We start from the raw sequence: 16384 nt of genomic DNA on the forward strand, positions 1-16384 counted from the left end.
GGGTGGCGGCGGATGCGAACGTGCGTGAGCGGGGGCGGCCGGGTCAGCCGCGGGTGAGCAGGGCCACCGGCAGGTTCTCCAGGATGTGCCGCAGCCGGGCCTGGCCGGTGTACGTGTCGCCGGTGAGCGCGTCGACCCAGCGGCCCGGCGGCAGCGGGAGCAGCGCGCCGCCCCAGCCGCCCTTGGCCGCGAGACCGGCCGGCAGTCGGGTCGCCACGGTGATCGCCTCGCCGCCGCGCACGAACGCGATCGCGTAGTCGGCCTCCTTGCCGCGCGCGAGCAGCGGCTCGTAGGCGCCGGCGAACCAGGTCGGATGCTCGCGCCGCAGCCGCAGCGCGGCCGAGGTGACCTTGAACTTGAGCGCGTCCAGCGGGCCGTGCTCGCGGCCGAAGTCGACCGGGGCCCGGTTGTCCGGGTCGACCAGGGTGTACAGCGCCAGTTCGCCGCCCTGGTAGACGTCCGGCACGCCCGGCATGGTGAGCTGGACCAGCTTGGCACCGAGCGAGACGGTGCGTGCGGGACGGTCCAGGTCGGTGACGAACTCGGCGATGTCGGCGGTGAGTTCCTCGTCCGCCAGGACGGCGCGCATGAACGCCTCGCTCGCCTGTTCGTAGTCGGGGTTCGGGTCGGTCCAGGTGGTGGCCCGGGCCGCCTCGCGCATCGCCTTGCGCAGGTAGGCGACGGCCCGGTCGGGGCTCAGCGGCCACGCGCCGACCAGGGTCTGCCACAGCAGGTAGGTGTCGTAGCCGTCCGGCCCGAAGCGGAACTCGGAGCGGTGCGGCCGGGACCAGTCGTTCCACGTGTGCACCCGCTCGGCCCAGTCCTCGGGCACCTCGGCCAGCACCGTGAGTCGGGCCCGCACGTCCTCGCTGCGCTTGGTGTCGTGGGTGCTCAGCGTGGTCATCGTGGTCGGCGACATCCGCGCGCACGCGGCGTGGAAGCCGGCGATGTCCAGGCCGATCGAGTCCGGTGCGCCGCCGACCTCGTTCAGCGAAGTCAGGCCGTACCAACGGTAGAACGCGCGGTCCTCGACGCCCTTGGCCGCGAGCGCCGCCGCCACCTGGCCGAAGCGGGTGCCGAACTCTCCGTCGGCGAGCGCGAGTTCGGCGATCTCCCGGGCCGCTTCGGAGACCTGCCCGGGGACGCCGGTGAGGGCGCGTGCCATCGCCGCGATCGATTCGGGGCCGCCGCCGGGGTAGGGGCGGTAGGTGGGGAACGCGGCCAGCAGCGGCGGCAGCGCGCGGCCGATGTCACCGGCGCCGGCGATCGGTTCGAGTCGGTCCAGGGCCCGTCGCAGTCGGGCGAACTCGGTGGCAAGTCCACCGTCGAGCACCTCGGCCTTGGCCTCCTGGGCGAGATAGTCGAAGCCCTCACGGACGCCGGTCTGCTCGCGGTGCAGTGCGCGCAGCGGCTCGGCGCCCTCGGGGTCGGTGAACAGGGAGTCCACCCGGCGCAGCGCGTCGTAGCCGGTGGTGCCGTCGCAGGCCCAGTCGGCGGCGAGCCGCTCCTCGTCGGCGAGGATCTTCTCCACCACGATCCACGCGTTCGGCGCGGCGGCGCGCAGCCGGTCCAGGTACGCGCGCGGGTCGGCGAGCCCGTCCGGGTGGTCGATCCGCAGGCCGTGCACCAGGCCCTCGTTGAGCAGCCGCAGGATGGTCTCGTGGGTGGCCGAGAAGACCTCGTCGTCCTCCTGGCGCAGCCCGATCAGGCCCGCGATGGTGAAGAACCGGCGGTAGTTGAGCTCGGTGTCCGCGCGCCGCCAGTGCGCGAGTTCGAAGTGTTGCGCGGCGAGCAGCTCCTCGAGCGCGAGCTTGTCGGTGCCGGCCCGGAGCGGGAACTCGTGGTCGTGGTAGCGCAGCACGTCGCCGTCCACGATCAGCTCGTCGGCGACCTCCTCGACGGGTCCGCCGAGCACGGGCAGCAGGACCCGGCCGTCGTGCCGCGTCCAGTCGATGTCGAACCAGCGGGCGTAGGGCGAGTCCGGCCCGTCCCGCAGGGTCTCCCACAGCGGCCTGTTGAGCGACTCGGGCGTGGGCACCGCCATGTGGTTGGGCACGATGTCCACCACGATGCCCAGGCCGTGCGCGGCGGCCGAGGCGGCGAGCTCGCGCAGGCCGTCCTCGCCGCCCAGGTCGGCGGACACGCGCGAGTGGTCGACGACGTCGTAGCCGTGGGTGGACCCGGGCACCGCCTGCAGGATGGGTGACAGGTGCAGGTGGCTCACCCCGAGCGAGGCGATGTAGGGCACGGCGGCGGCGGCGTCGGCGAACCCGAAGGCGGGTTGCAGTTGCAGCCGGTAGGTGCCGGTGGGGACACGCGAAGGCGACGAGGTCATGCGGACAAGCTTCCCCGGAGGACCACGGGCTACCACCCGCCGGGGTGGTGAAACCTGATCGGACGCGCGTCGGCGGGCTCGGGCGGCGGGGGCGACGCGCCGGCTCGACGAGCCGTGCCCCCGGTCGAGCGCCGGGGGCACCGGTGCGTAGGCGCACGCCCGGTCAGGGCCGTTGCAGCACCACCAGTGAGCGGGCCTCGACCGATTGGCAGGAGCCGCCGTCGACGGTCGCGCGGGTCTTGGGCTCGTGCATCGTGGTCTTGTCGTCGGCGGTGTCGACCACGACCGTCCAGGTCTTGCCCAGGCCGTCGGGGATGGTGAACTCCTCGGCCTCGTGCGAGGCGTTGAACAGGAGCAGGAACGAGTCGTCGGTGATCTTCTGACCGCGCGGGTCGGGCTCGGAGATGGCGTTGCCGTTGAGGAAGACCGCGACGGACTTGGCCGCCGCCGCCCACCAGTCGCCGTCGGACATCTCCTCGCCCGTGGGCGTGAACCACGCGATGTCGGTGAGTTCGTCGTGGGTGCCCTGGACCGACCTGCCGTGGAAGAAGCGCCGGCGCCGGAACACCGGATGCTCTGCCCGCAGCCGGGTCATCATCCGCATGAACTCCAGTTGGTCGGGCTCCTCGCCCTGTGGCCACTTCACCCACGCGAGTTCGTTGTCCTGGCAGTAGACGTTGTTGTTGCCCCGCTGGGTGCGGCCGAACTCGTCGCCGTGCGCGATCATCGGCACGCCCTGGGACAGCAGCACGGTGGCGATGAAGTTGCGCTGCTGGCGGGCCCGCAGCGCGAGCACGTCCGGATCGTCCGTCTCGCCCTCGACGCCGTGGTTCCAGGAGCGGTTGTGGCTCTCGCCGTCCCGGTTGTCCTCACGGTTGGCCGCGTTGTGCTTGTCGTTGTAGGACACCAGGTCGTGCAGCGTGAAGCCGTCGTGGCAGGTGACGAAGTTGATCGAGGCGATCGGCCGCCGGCCGTCGTCCTGGTACAGGTCGGAGGAGCCGGTCAGCCGCGAGCCGAACTCGGCCAGCGTGCGCTCCTCGCCGCGCCAGAAGTCGCGCACGGTATCCCGGTACTTGCCGTTCCACTCGGTCCACAGCGGCGGAAAGTTGCCCACCTGGTAGCCGCCCTCGCCCAGGTCCCACGGCTCGGCGATCAGCTTGACCTGGGACACCACCGGGTCCTGCTGGACCAGGTCGAAGAACGAGGACAGCCGGTCCACCTCGTGGAACTGCCGGGCCAGGGTGGCCGCGAGGTCGAAGCGGAAGCCGTCGACATGCATGTCGGTGACCCAGTAGCGCAGCGAGTCCATGATCAACTGGAGCACGTGCGGACTGCGCATCAGAAGGCTGTTGCCGGTGCCGGTGGTGTCCAGGTAGTAGCGCTTGTCGTCGGCGAGCCGGTAGTAGGAGGCGTTGTCCAGGCCGCGGAAGGACAGTGTGGGACCGAGGTGGTTGCCCTCGGCGGTGTGGTTGTAGACCACGTCGAGGATCACCTCGATGCCCGCCGCGTGCAGCGCCTTGACCATCGAGCGGAACTCCTGCACCTGCTGCCCGCGTTCGCCCGTGGACGAGTAGGCCGCGTGCGGCGCGAAGAAGCCGATCGTGTTGTAGCCCCAGTAGTTGCGCATGCCCAGGTCGGACAGCCGGTGGTCCTGGACGAACTGGTGTACCGGCATCAGCTCGATCGCGGTCACGCCCAGGCTCACCAGGTGCTCGATCACCGCCGGGTGCGCCATGCCCGCGTAGGTGCCGCGAATCTCCTCGGGCAGCCCCGGATGGGTGCGGGTCAGCCCGCGCACGTGCGCCTCGTAGATCACCGTGTCGTGGTACTCGGTGCGTGGCGGCCGGTCGTCACCCCAGTCGAAGTACGGGTTGATCACCACCGAGGCCATCGTGTGCGGCCCGGAGTCGGTGGTGCTCATCAGGTCCGGGTGCTCGAACGAGTAGCCGTACATCGACTCGTGCCAGTGCACCTCGCCGCACATCGCCTTCGCGTACGGGTCGAGCAGCAGCTTGTTCGGGTTGCACCGGGCCCCCGAGGCCGGGGCGAACGGGCCCTGGACGCGGTAGCCGTACCGCTGTCCGGGCTGGATCCCGGGCAGGTAGGCGTGCCGGACGAACGCGTCGGCCTCGCGCAGCTCGACACGCCGCTCGGTGCCGTCTTCGTCGAGAAGGCACAACCAGACGCGTTCGGCGGCCTCCGAGAAGACCGCGAAGTTGGTGCCGGCGCCGTCGTACGTGGCGCCGAGCGGATACGGATGACCGGGCCAGACCTGCATGAGCAACCTGCTTTGTCGCGGATCGTGCTTCGGCAGCTTGCAGTCTCCCGTACCGAACCGGATCCATGTGCGAGATCCGCTCCGGCGTCCCCCGGTCGGGTGGAATTCCGGCCCGGGGCGGTGGTCGTGCGCGCCGTCGACTGCGATCGGTTTCGATCGGAACGATCAGATCCAGTCGAGCAGTTCGGCCGCGAGCATCTCGTCCCGGCACGGCCACGGGCCGCCGCACGAGCATCCGGCCTCGTTGGTGCCCGCGACGGTGGTCCGCCGGTGGTGGGCGAAGATGTCCGCGACCACGTCGCGGTACTTGGCGAAATCGTCCTCGGCGCCGTTTCGTCCCGCCGGGATCCTGCTGTTCGTGGCCAACATGACGACCTCCTGGGTGCCACGGTTCCTGCCGCATGAGACGGACCGTCGATCCGTCCCGGTTGCGTCTCGGAACAGGTGGAGGGAAGACCCTCTCCCGTCCGGCAATTGTTCCGGCACGCCGTCGTGCCGCTGGGCAGAAGTTGCCAGAGCGCGTCGAGTCCCCCCAATCGCCTTACGCCATCCGGGTAATCCGCGCGGCTCCATCACTCGAACGGGGTATCCGACCCGGCCCGCGCGGGCTCCCCGAGGCCCCCGGGTTTCGCTATACGCTCGTTCGGTTCCGGCTCGACGACGAACGGATGGGACGCGATGGCCGATCGGGAGTCCGACTCGCCACCCTCGACGACCGAGAATCCTGTGGAGGGGACGAGTACGACCGGCTTCGGTGACCTGGGCGGCCCGCTGCCGGGCGGCGGCGGTGACACCTTCCCGGATCCGTACGCCCCCTACCCCGACGGCGAGTCCTCGGCCGGGACGGCCGGGCTCACCGACACCGGCTCGTTCGCGATCGACCCGGGAGCGCTGCCCGGCCCCCGGCACGCGATCGTCGACACCGCCGTCCTGGACGGCTCCGGCCCGCCCGACCCGATGCCCGGGATAGACCCCGCGACGCTCACCTGGACCGAGGAGGACTGGGCCGGCGCGCTGCTGCGGGCCCGCCGGGCGGGTCGGGCGTACGTGTACCTGAACCTGATCGAACAGCGGCTGCGCGCGGTGATCGGCGCGGTGCTCATCCCGGTCTACGGCCCCGGCGAACACCCCCACGACGACGGCGCCTGGGTGCTGGCCGCGGCCGGCAACGCGCAGAACGAATGGGTCGAACGCGCCGAGGCGGTACGGGAGATGAGCCGCCGCCGCGGATACATCGTGGACCCGGCCGACGACGAACTGATCGCGTTCCTGACCCTGCCGCAACTGCGCGAGCTGATGGTGCGCAACTGGTGGTGCTTCGAACCGTTCCTGCCCGACCGGCGCAAGCTGGAACGCGCCCTGGAAGAGGTCGAGATCGGCCGGCACATCGTGGCCCGCAACCGGGTGTTGTCGCCGGATGTGCTGGCCCAGGTCGAACGCGCGTGCCTGCGGGTGCTGGCGATGCTGGACGGCCCGCTCGCCGACCGGGGCGACCGCAGGCTGGCGCTGGACGCGGTGGAGGAGCTGTTCGCCGGGCGCTACGCGGACGTGGTCGGGGTCTTCCAGGACCGCTCGGCGCTGCAACGCCGGTTGCCGTTCGCCGACCTGGTGGACGGCGCGCGCGGGATCGACGCGATGGGCGTGTCGCTGAACCTGCTGTGCCAGAACTACTCCGGGCGCGATCTCGCCCGGCTGGGCGCGAGCGGCTGCGAGATGCGGCTGTTGTTCCTGAACCCGGCAGGCGACGCGATGAAGCAGCGGGAGCGGGACGAGGGCATCAAGAAGGGGCTGCTGTCCCGGATGACCACGCTCAACATCCTGCACATGCGCCGGATCCGCTCGAAGCTGCGCGAGCCCAGGCGGATCGAGATCCGGCTGTACGACGAGGCGCCTCGATTCGGCGCCTACCTGGTGGACGGCGACGTCGGCCTGGTCCAGCCGTACCTGCGGCACGCGCGCGGGATCGAGTCGCCCGCCTTCGTGCTGCGCGCCGACGCGGCGGGCGACACGGTGCGCGGGCTCTACCCGTTGTTCCAGGAAGAGTTCGAGCAGCAGTGGGCGGACAGCAAGCGCACCTCGTGAGCGCCCGCGGCGCTCAGAACGCGTGCCAGCGGGCGTCCAGGTCGCCGGTGCGCAGCGTGCGGACCCGGTGGTGGAACTCCTCCTCCGCCGCCGGGTTGCCGGGCACGTGCTGGGCGACCCAGGCGGTGGCGGCCAGTTCGCGGGTGTCGCGCAGCACCGGGTAGCCGGGCCAGTCGGTGACGTCGAAGCCGTACTTCTTCGCGAACCGTCGCTCGGCGCCGTCGGGCAGGCCGTAGCGCATGGCGGACAACGGGGTGGGCACCAGGTCGAACTCGCGCAGGTCGTGGGCGACCGTCTCCCAGTCCAGCAGCAGTGCCCGGCCGCCGTGCACGCCGACGTTGCGCAGCAGCGCGTCGCCGTGGATCAGGCCGCGCGGCAGCGTCGGGGTCAGCTCGCGGCAGGCCGCCTGAAGCGCGTCGCGGCGGGCCAGCAGAAAGCGGCGATCCTCCAACCCCACCGCGGCGTCCGCGGAGTCCAGCCAGGTCTCCACGAGCGCGAGCGGCTCCCGGGCGGGCAGCGCGAACGGCGGCGCGGGCAGCGCGTGCAGCTTCTTGAGCAGTTTGGCCAGGTCGACGATGTCCGGCTCGCGCTCGGCCGGCGAGAGCAACTCCCAGAAGGTGACCGGACGGCCGTCGATCGACACCGGCTGCGGGTCGACGCCCGCCGCCGGTCGCACCGCGGGGAAGTCCTGTTCGGCGAGCCAGCACGCGACCGCGATCTCGCGGCGGGCCCGCTCGGCCATGTGCGCCCCGCGCGCGACCCGGACCACCAGGCCCGGACCGGGCAGCGCGAACACCGCGTTCTCGCCGAAGGCGAGCAACGTGGCGCCGGCGGACGGCACTCCGACCTTCGCGCACGCGCGTACGAGTACCGAACGTTCGCCGGCCACCGAGTCGATCACGCCGGTGATGGTACCGGTCTCGGGTCAGGCGGAGAGCCGGGATCGCGACGGCAGCGCCGCGTCGTAGCGGTCGAGCACCAGACGGGCGATCTCGTCGGTGTCCGCGACCGGCTCGGTGATCGGGTCGGCGCCCGCCGCCGCGGCCTGCTCGCGGATCCGGTCAGGCAGGATGCCCGGCGCCAGCATGCAGGACGCGACGACGATCCGCTCGGCGCCCAGAGCGCGCAGATCGGCGACCGCGGCGCCGATCGTGGAGCCTTGGTGGACGGAGGCGAACGCGGGGACCACGGCGCACCAACCGGTGCGCCGCCACTCCCGCGCGACGATGGTGATCACCGCGTTCGCCTCCGGGTCGGTGGAACCGGCGGTGGCCAGGACGACGCCGTAGCGGCCGTCGCCCGGCCGTACCCCGGCCTCGCGCATGCGCAGGTCCAGGGCGGCCAGCAGGAGCGGAGAGGGGGCCAGTGTGGCCGCCTGACGCACGGTCAGGCGGGTGTGTCGCAGTACGTCGGGCACGTCCTGCTTGGCGTGGAACGCCGGGGTGAACAGCAGCGGCACCGCGACCACCGCGTCCGCACCGGCGTCGGCCAGTTCGTCCAGGCGCTCGGGTACCCGCGGGCCGCAGTGGTCCAGGTAGCCGATCTCCACCCGCAACCCCGGCCGCAGCGCGCGAACGCGTCCGGCCAGGGCGGCCATCGCCTCGGCGTGCCGAGGGTCGCGGCTGCCGTGCGCGACGGCCAGGAGCGGGGGAGCGGGGCGCATGGCTACTTCCCCGCGACCAGGCCGCGCTGGCGCAGCACGAGGCGTTCGATGGGGGTGAAGACCAGCATCTCGATGCCGATGCCCACGATCAGGATCATGAACACCGCCGTCAACATCATCGGCATGTCGCCCAGGTCTCGTCCCTGGTCCATCAATTGGCCCAGCCCCGAGCCCAGTTCGGGCCCTGCGGCGATCAGCTCCGCGGCCATCAGCGAGCGCCACGAGAAGGCCCAGCCCTGCTTGAGACCGGCCACGTAGCCGGGCAGTGACGCGGGCAGCATGACGTGCCACACGCTGTTGAGGCCGCGCGCGCCGAGCACCCGGCCCGCGCGCAGGTACAGCGGCGGGATCTGGTCGATCCCGGCCACCAGGCCGTTCGCGATCGAGGGCACCGCGCCGAGCAGCACGACCGCGTAGATGGCGCTGTTGTTCAGTCCGAACCAGATCACCGCCGGCGGCACCCACGCCACCGAGGGCAGCGACTGGAGACCGGAGAGGATCGGGCCGATCGCGGCCCGGATCCAGCTCACCCGGGCCACGATCAGGCCCAGCGGGGTGCCGATCGCGACCGCGATCAAAAAGCCCAGGATGCCCCGGGACAGGCTCGTCCACAGGATGTCGAAGACGGTGCCCTTCTTCCACTGCACCATGAACGCGTCCCACACGTCCTGCGGGCTGGGCAGCGCGTAGCGGGGCTTGATCTCCATCGAGTAGGCGATCTGCCAGGCGGCCAACACCAGCAGGATCGCCAGGATCGGCGGGAGCACCTTCTCCAGCAGGACGCGGGAGAACGGCTTGCGCTCCTTCTCGTAGCTCTCCAGCGCGTCCAGACCGGCCTCGAGCCCGGCCAGGTCCTCCTCGACATGGGCCTTGCCGGCGTCGGCCTCGATCTCGGGGGCGGACTTCGTCAGATCAGGCGCGGCCATGGCGGCGGATCTCCCCTCGCAACTCGTCGGTGATCTCCACGGACAGCTCGGACACGCCGGTGGACTCGATCCGGCGCGGCTGTGGAATGTCGATCTTCCACTCCCGGGCGATCCGACCCGGGCGCGAGGACATCAGCACGACCCGCTGGGCGAGTCGCACCGCCTCGCGGACGTTGTGCGTCACGAACACCACCGAGCGGCCGGTCTCCGCCCAGATCCGGGTCAGCTCGTCGTGCAGCACGTCGCGGGTGATCGCGTCCAGCGCGGCGAACGGCTCGTCCATCAGCAGCAGATCGCCGGCCTGCGCGAGCGCGCGGGCCAGCGCCACCCGCTGGCGCATGCCGCCGGACAACTCGTGCACGCGCTTCTTGTGCGCGCCGCCGAGCCGGACCAGCTCCAGCAGCGCGTCGGTCTCGGCGCGCCGCTGGTCGCGGGGGACCCCGCGCAGTTTCAGGGCCAGCTCGATGTTCTTGCCCGCGGTCAGCCACGGGAACAGCGCGTGGTCCTGGAACATCAGCGCGGGGCGGTCGCCGGAGACCTCGATGGTGCCCGAGGTGGGCCGGTCCAGGTCGGCGATCAGGTTGAGCAGGGTGGACTTCCCGCAGCCCGACGCGCCCAGGAGGCAGACGAACTCGCCCGGGGCGACGGTCAGGTCGATGCCGTCCAGGACGGGCGTGCCGCCGCCTCGGCCGAAGATCTTGGTGACCTGGTCAAGGCGGACCGCGAAGCCGGTCTCGACAGGGGTCGTGGCCTTGGTCGTGGCCTCGCTGATGGTCTGGGTCATGTCCGGATCACCTCTCTCGGTGGGCGCGTCGGGCGGGGAAGGGCTCGGTCGGGCACGGTCGCCCGGGTCGAAGCGGCGCGAACGCTACTTCTTCGGGCCCAGGCCCCCGTCGGAGACCGCGGGCTTGCCGCTCGCGGTCAGGACCTTGTTCAACAGAGTGAGGTCATAGATGCCGTGGATGTCGAGCTTCTTGGTCACACCGACCGCGACGCCGTCGTCGGAGAGCTTTTGCAGCGAGGCCGCGAGCGGGTCGTTGGTGATCGAGATGTTCGGCCAGGCCGTGTCGAGCACATTCTGCGCGAGCGGCTTGCCGGCGTACTCGGCGATCTTCGCGTTGACCGCGGTCTTGGCCTTGTCCTGGTTGCTCGCGGCCCAGTCGTTCGCCGCGACCTGGCCCTTGAGCAGCGCCTCGATGGTGTCCGGGTGCTCCTTGAGGAACTTGGTGGACACGATCAGGTCGGTGGTGACGAACTTGCCGTCGGGCCACAGCGTGCGCTCGTCCACCAGGACCTTGGCGTTGGCCTCCAGCACCAGCCGGGTGGCCCACGGCTCGGGCAGCCAGGCGCCGTCCAGGTCGCCCTTCTGGAACGCGGCCAGGGTCTGCGCGTTGTCGGTCGGCACGACGCTGACGTCGCCCTTGCCGGAGGTGTCCACGCTGTAGCCGGCCTTGGTCAGCCACGCACGCAGCGCGACGTCCTGGGTGCCGCCGAGCTGCGGCGAGGCGATCTTCTTGCCCTTGAGGTCGGCCGGCCCGTTGATGCCGGGCTTGACCACCAGCGACGCGCCGCCGGAGGTGGCGCCCGCCACGATCCGCAACAACTCGCCGTTGGTGCTGGTGAAGCCGGAGATGGACGGGTTCGGGCCGATGTACGTCGCGTCGATCGAGCCGCCCTTGAGCGCCTCGATCGCGGCCGGTCCGGCGTTGAACACCTGCGGCTTGATCTCGGTGCTCCCCAGCTCCTTGGCGAAGAAGCCCTCGTTCAGACCGATCAGCGGCGTCGCGTGGGTGACGTTGGCGAAGAAGCCCAGGCGGATCTGCGAGGCCGAGGTGCCCGCCTTCGCGCCACCGGATGCCGGCGCCGCGCCCGCGGCCGGCGTGTTCTTCTTGTCGTCCTTCTTGTCCTCGCCGTAGCCGCACGCGGACATCGCGAGCAGCGGCAAAAGGAGGGCGGCGGTGAAGCCGGTACGCATCGATCTACGACGGTTTGTCCTGAAAACGGACATGCGGGGACCTTCCCTCGGGCCCGCGCCGTTGTGCGCGGGCCGGGACGACGTGTGTGGTGGACGGCGGCGGACGATGTCTGGGTACAACTGACGGAGCGTCAAAAGCGGGTGGTCACACCCGCGATCGAGTCAGCCGTGACATCGACCCGGCGCGGGGAACGCGGCGCCGGCCATGCCGGCGGTGAGCGTCGAGCCGTCGGCCTCGTCGATCAACAGGAAGGATCCGGTACGGCGACCGACGGCGTAGTCGTCGAGCGCGAGCGGCTGCGCCGTGCGCAGGACGACCCGCGCGATGTCGTTGGCGCGCAGTTCGGTCAGGTGGCGCTCGTGGCCCAGCACGCCGTCGATGGGGGCGTTCAGGTCCAGGCGGTAGGCGATGTCCTTGACGATCGCCTTGACCGTGCGCGTGGTGTGCTTGAGCAGGACCCGGTCGCCGGCCCGCAGCGGGCGGTCGGCGACGTGGCACACGGTGGCCTCGACGTCCTGGGTGGGCCGCGGCGCTGAGTCCACCGGCGCGATCAGGTCGCCGCGCGAGATGTCCACGTCGTCGGCCAGCCGCAGGGTGATCGACTCGCCCTGCCGGGCCTGGCGCACCGAGACGCCGAGCCGGTCGATGCCCGCGACCGAGGTGCGCTGTCCGGACGGCAGCACCACGACCTCGTCGCCCTCGCGGAACACCCCGGAGGCGACCTGGCCGGCATAGCCGCGGTAGTCGCGGTACTCGTCGTCCGACTGCGGCCGCAGCACGTACTGCACCGGAAAGCGCGCCGGTTCCAGCGTCGGGTCGCTCTCCACCGGCACCGTCTCCAGGTACTCCAGCAGGGTCGGCCCGGAGAACCAGTCCATGTGCGAGCTGGGGTCCACCACGTTGTCGCCGCGCAGCGCGGAGACCGGGATCGAGCGCACGTCGGGCACACCGAGCGCCTCGGCGTACTCGGTGAACGTGTTCGCGACCTCGGCGAAACGCTCCTCGCTGTAGTCGACCAGGTCCATCTTGTTCACCGCGAGCACCACGTGCGGCACCCGCAGCAGCGCCGCGACGGCCGCGTGCCGGCGGGTCTGCTCGACCACGCCGTTGCGCGCGTCCACCAGCACCACGGCAAGCTCCGCGGTGGAGGCGCCGGTGACCATGTTGCGCGTGTACTGCACGTGGCCCGGTGTGTCGGCGAGGATGAACCGGCGCCTGGCGGTGGCGAAGTAGCGGTAGGCGACGTCGATGGTGATGCCCTGCTCGCGCTCGGCCCGCAGCCCGTCGGTGAGCAGCGCGAGGTCGGCCTCCTCCTGGCCGCGCTCGTTGCTGACCCGGGTGACCGCCTCCAACTGGTCGGTGAGCACCGACTTGGAGTCGTGCAGGAGTCGACCCACCAGGGTGGACTTGCCGTCGTCGACGGAGCCGGCGGTGGCCAGCCGGAGCAGACCCACGCGCTCGTCCGCGGACGGCGCGGCGTCCGGCGAAATCTCGGATGTCCCACTCATGGCTAGAAGTACCCCTCGCGCTTGCGGTCTTCCATCGCGGCCTCGGACATCTTGTCGTCCGCGCGCGTGGCCCCCCGTTCGGTCAGCCTGCTCACCGCGATCTCGGCGATCACGTCCGCCACCGTCGTGGCGGGGGAGTCGACGGCGCCGGTGCAGCTCATGTCGCCGACCGTGCGGTAGCGCACCACGCGCCGCACCGTCTCCTCGTCGGCCTTCGGCCCGCCCCACTCGCCGGGCGAGAGCCACATCCCGTTGCGCTCGAAGACGTCCCGCTCGTGCGAGAAGTAGATCCGCGGCAGCGCGATCTTCTCCCGCTCGATGTACTGCCACACGTCCAGCTCGGTCCAGTTCGAGATCGGGAACACCCGCACGTGCTCGCCCACGCGGTGCCGGCCGTTGTAGAGCTGCCACAGCTCGGGCCGCTGCCGGCGCGGGTCCCACGCGCCGAACTCGTCGCGCAGCGAGAACACCCGCTCCTTGGCCCGGGCCTTCTCCTCGTCGCGCCGACCGCCGCCGAACACCGCGTCGAAGCGGTTGGACTCGATCGCGTCCAGGAGCGGCACGGTCTGCAACGGGTTGCGGGTGCCGTCCGGGCGCTCGCGCAACCGGCCGTTGTCGATGAACTCCTGCACGCTCGCCACGTGCAGCCGCAGGTTGTGCTCGGCCACCACGCGGTCGCGATACTCGATGACCTCGGGGAAGTTGTGCCCGGTATCGACATGAAGGAGCGCGAAGGGGACCGGCGCGGGCCAAAAGGCCTTGCGCGCCAGGTGCAGCATCACGATCGAGTCCTTGCCGCCGGAGAACAGGATCACCGGCTTCTCGAACTCGCCCGCGACCTCGCGGAAGATGTGCACGGACTCGGCTTCCAACGCGTCCAGGTGGGTCAGGGCCCCGGGTGCGGTGCCCTTGTCGATCGTCGTGGTCACGCCAACCCCTCCTTCGTCTTCGTCGAGCACGGTGCCGTGGTGCGTATCGGGCCGGTCATGTGTGGATCCCACACTCGGTCTTGCCGTTGCCGGCCCATCGTCCGGCACGGGCGTCCTCGCCGGGCGCCACCCGGCGGGTGCACGGCGCGCAGCCGATCGAGGCGTACCCGTCCATCAGGAGCGGGTTGGTCAGTACGCCGTGCTCGGCCACGTAGGCGTCCACGTCGTCCTGTGTCCAGCGGGCGATCGGGGCGACCTTGACCTTGCGCCTGCGCGCGTCCCAGGACACGACCGGGGTGTTCGCCCGGCTCGGCGAGTCGTCCCGGCGCAGTCCGGTGGCCCACGCGCGGTAGTTCGTCAGCGACCGCTCCAGCGGCGCCACCTTGCGCATCGCGCAACACGCGTCGGGATCACGATCGTGCAGCGCGGCGCCGTACTTCTCGTCCTGCTGGACGACGGTCAGCTCCGGGTGCACGGTGATCACGTTGACGTCGTAGATCGCGGCGACCGCGTCGCGGGTGCCGACGGTCTCGGGGAAGTGGTAGCCGGTGTCCAGGAAGACCACGTCCACGCCCGGCGCCACCTTCGAGGCGAGGTGCGCGACCACGGCGTCCTCCATCGAGGACGTCACGCACCAGGTCGGGCCGAACAGCTCGTGCGTCCAGGCCAGGATCTCCGACGCGCCGGCGTCCTCGAGTTCGAGGCCGGCGCGAGTGGCGAGTGCCTCGAGATCGGTGGTCTCGGTGACGGTCATCGGGCCTCCTCCTGTGTGATCGACCGGTCGTGCTCTGCGGTGCCGTGCTTCTGCGGGAAGACCAAACCCAGGAACTTCAGCGAGAACGCCCGCCGGCAGGCCGAGCACAGCCAGGTGCCGTGTCCCTCCTCGTGCGGACGAAGGTCCTCGTCGCCGCAGAAGGGACAGTAGAACGGGACGGCCCGCTGACCCGGCTCGGCGCCGCCGGCGGCGCTCACGACAGGTCCGCGTCGGCCGCGCGCACGGCCCACTGGGCGAAGCGCTCGCCCTCGGTGCGCTGCTCCTGGAAGCGGCGCAGCACGCGTTCGATGTAGTCGGCCAGGCCCGCCGAGGTCACCTTGAGGCCGCGGATCTTGCGCCCGAAGCCGGGGTCCAGGCCGAGCCCGCCGCCCAGGTGCACCTGGTAGCCCTCGACCTGCTCGCCGTCGTCGTCGAGCACCAACTGGCCCTTGAGGCCGATGTCGGCCACCTGGATCCGGGCGCACGCGTTCGGGCAACCGTTGATGTTGATCGTGATCGGCTGGTCGAACTCCGGCAGCCGCTGCTCGAGTTCGTCGATCAGCCGGATCCCGCGACCCTTGGTCTCCACGATCGCCAGCTTGCAGAACTCGATGCCGGTGCAGGCCATCGTGCCGCGCCGGAACGGGCTCGGGTCCACCCGCAGACCGAGCGCCTCCAGACCCTCCTTGAGCGAGGCGACCTTGTCCTCGGTGACGTCCAGGATGAGCATCTTCTGCTCGACCGTGGTGCGCACCCGGTCCGAGCCGTGCCGCTCGGCGAGGTCGGCGATCTTGCCGAGCGTCGCGCCGTCGACCCGGCCCACGCGCGGGGCGAAGCCCACGTAGAAGCCGCCGCCCTTTTGCGGACGCACGCCGACGTGGTCGCGCCACACCTGCGCGGGCGCCTCGGGCGCGGGGCCGTCGACCAGCTTGCGGCCCAGGTATTCGTTCTCCAGCACCTCGCGGAAGCGCTCCGGCCCCCAGTCGGCGACCAGGAACTTCAGCCGCGCGCGGTTGCGCAGCCGGCGGTAGCCGTAGTCGCGGAAGATCGAGATGACGCCTTCCCAGACCTGCGGCACCTCCGCCAGCGGCACCCAGGTGCCCAGGCGGACCGCGAGCTTGGGGTTGGTGGACAGCCCGCCGCCGACCCACACGTCGAAACCGGGGCCGAACTCGGGGTGCACGACGCCGACGAAGGAGATGTCGTTGATCTCGTGCGCGACGTCCAGCAGCGGCGATCCGGAGATCGCGGTCTTGAACTTGCGCGGCAGGTTCGAGTACTCGGGCTTGCCGATGTACAGCCGGTTGATCTCGTCGATGGCCCAGGTGCCGTCGATGATCTCTTCCTCGGCGACGCCGGCCACCGGCGAGCCGAGCACCACGCGCGGGGTGTCGCCGCAGGCCTCGGTGGTGGACAGGCCGACGCCCTCCAGGATCCGCCAGATCTCCGGGACGTCCTCGATCCGGATCCAGTGGAACTGCACGTTCTGCCGGTCGGTGACGTCCGCGGTGCCACGCGCGAACCGCTCGGAGACCTCGGCGATGGCCCGCAACTGGGCCAGGTTCAGCCGGCCGCCGTCCACCCGCACGCGCAGCATGAAGTACTCGTCGTCGAGCTCGTGCGGTTCGAGCACGCCGGTCTTGCCGCCGTCGATCCCGGGCTTGCGCTGGGTGTACAGGCCCCACCAACGCATCCGGCCACGCAGGTCGTTGGGGTCGATCGAGGAGAAGCCGCGATGGGCGTAGACATTCTCGATGCGCGCGCGCACATTGAGACCGTCGTCGTCCTTCTTGAACTGCTCGTTCCCGTTGAGTGGCTCGTGATGGCCGAGGGCCCACTGACCCTCGCCGCGATGGCGAGCGGTCTTGCGGGCGCGGGGACCGCTGCCGGCGGTGTCGGTAGTGGCGGCCATGGGGAGCGTCCTCCGGGCGGA

14 protein-coding genes are annotated in these 16384 nt (G+C 71.1%); 1 reads left to right on the forward strand and 13 read right to left on the reverse strand.

Going from position 1 to position 16384, the window contains the following annotated elements:
• Positions 1-43 precede the first annotated feature (43 nt).
• The 3 genes from treY to ACZ4FV_RS00985 form a co-directional block, all read right to left on the reverse strand.
• Entirely contained in the window at positions 44-2335 is a 2292-nt protein-coding gene (gene treY, locus ACZ4FV_RS00975) for a malto-oligosyltrehalose synthase (protein WP_465321529.1), read from the reverse strand.
• A gap of 163 nt (positions 2336-2498) precedes the next feature.
• Positions 2499-4613 carry a glycogen debranching protein GlgX gene (gene glgX, locus ACZ4FV_RS00980; RefSeq protein WP_395859767.1) on the reverse strand — a complete coding sequence of 705 codons (2115 nt, stop codon included), beginning with the start codon at positions 4611-4613 and terminating at the stop codon, positions 2499-2501.
• Between the two features lie 165 nt (positions 4614-4778).
• Positions 4779-4982: a hypothetical protein gene (locus tag ACZ4FV_RS00985; RefSeq protein ID WP_395859766.1), complete on the reverse strand. Its 204-nt coding sequence runs from the start codon at positions 4980-4982 to the stop codon at positions 4779-4781.
• 588 nt (positions 4983-5570) lie between these two features.
• On the opposite strand from ACZ4FV_RS00985, the gene ACZ4FV_RS00990 reads away from it, so the two are divergent.
• Positions 5571-6695 (forward strand): SAV2148 family HEPN domain-containing protein, encoded by a 1125-nt coding sequence (locus tag ACZ4FV_RS00990; RefSeq protein WP_395859921.1) that lies wholly within the window; start codon positions 5571-5573, stop codon positions 6693-6695.
• Between the two features lie 13 nt (positions 6696-6708).
• Here the strand turns inward: ACZ4FV_RS00990 and ACZ4FV_RS00995 are convergent, their stop codons facing one another.
• The 10 genes from ACZ4FV_RS00995 to ACZ4FV_RS01040 all read right to left on the reverse strand — a co-directional run bounded on the left by ACZ4FV_RS00995 (position 6709) and on the right by ACZ4FV_RS01040 (position 16363).
• On the reverse strand, positions 6709-7596 hold the full coding sequence (locus tag ACZ4FV_RS00995; RefSeq protein WP_465321531.1) for a phosphotransferase enzyme family protein: 888 nt from the start codon (positions 7594-7596) through the stop codon (positions 6709-6711).
• 24 nt (positions 7597-7620) lie between these two features.
• On the reverse strand, positions 7621-8358 hold the full coding sequence (locus ACZ4FV_RS01000; protein ID WP_395859764.1) for a sirohydrochlorin chelatase: 738 nt from the start codon (positions 8356-8358) through the stop codon (positions 7621-7623).
• A 2-nt stretch (positions 8359-8360) separates the two neighbouring features.
• Positions 8361-9284 (reverse strand): ABC transporter permease, encoded by a 924-nt coding sequence (locus tag ACZ4FV_RS01005; RefSeq protein ID WP_402229200.1) that lies wholly within the window; start codon positions 9282-9284, stop codon positions 8361-8363.
• Positions 9271-10068: an ABC transporter ATP-binding protein gene (locus ACZ4FV_RS01010; protein WP_395859762.1), complete on the reverse strand. Its 798-nt coding sequence runs from the start codon at positions 10066-10068 to the stop codon at positions 9271-9273. Before ACZ4FV_RS01010 ends, ACZ4FV_RS01005 begins: the two co-directional genes overlap by 14 nt.
• Before the next feature lie 84 nt (positions 10069-10152).
• Positions 10153-11259, reverse strand: a complete 1107-nt coding sequence (locus ACZ4FV_RS01015) for an ABC transporter substrate-binding protein (RefSeq protein ID WP_395859761.1) — start codon at positions 11257-11259, stop codon at positions 10153-10155.
• A 162-nt stretch (positions 11260-11421) separates the two neighbouring features.
• Positions 11422-12768 carry a sulfate adenylyltransferase subunit 1 gene (locus ACZ4FV_RS01020; RefSeq protein WP_395859760.1) on the reverse strand — a complete coding sequence of 449 codons (1347 nt, stop codon included), beginning with the start codon at positions 12766-12768 and terminating at the stop codon, positions 11422-11424.
• Positions 12769-12770: 2 nt separating this feature from the next.
• Positions 12771-13697 (reverse strand): sulfate adenylyltransferase subunit CysD, encoded by a 927-nt coding sequence (cysD, locus tag ACZ4FV_RS01025; protein WP_395859759.1) that lies wholly within the window; start codon positions 13695-13697, stop codon positions 12771-12773.
• Between the two features lie 55 nt (positions 13698-13752).
• Positions 13753-14451, reverse strand: a complete 699-nt coding sequence (locus tag ACZ4FV_RS01030) for a phosphoadenylyl-sulfate reductase (RefSeq protein ID WP_465321534.1) — start codon at positions 14449-14451, stop codon at positions 13753-13755.
• The gene (locus tag ACZ4FV_RS01035) at positions 14448-14669 is read right to left on the reverse strand and encodes a hypothetical protein (protein ID WP_395859757.1); all 222 of its coding nucleotides are present in this window, start codon (positions 14667-14669) and stop codon (positions 14448-14450) included. Before ACZ4FV_RS01035 ends, ACZ4FV_RS01030 begins: the two co-directional genes overlap by 4 nt.
• Positions 14666-16363 carry a nitrite/sulfite reductase gene (locus tag ACZ4FV_RS01040; RefSeq protein ID WP_395859756.1) on the reverse strand — a complete coding sequence of 566 codons (1698 nt, stop codon included), beginning with the start codon at positions 16361-16363 and terminating at the stop codon, positions 14666-14668. The genes ACZ4FV_RS01035 and ACZ4FV_RS01040 overlap by 4 nt, the downstream gene beginning before the upstream one ends.
• Positions 16364-16384: the final 21 nt, after the last annotated feature.

The sequence above is a fragment of the Embleya sp. NPDC025285 genome (genome assembly GCF_055558835.1).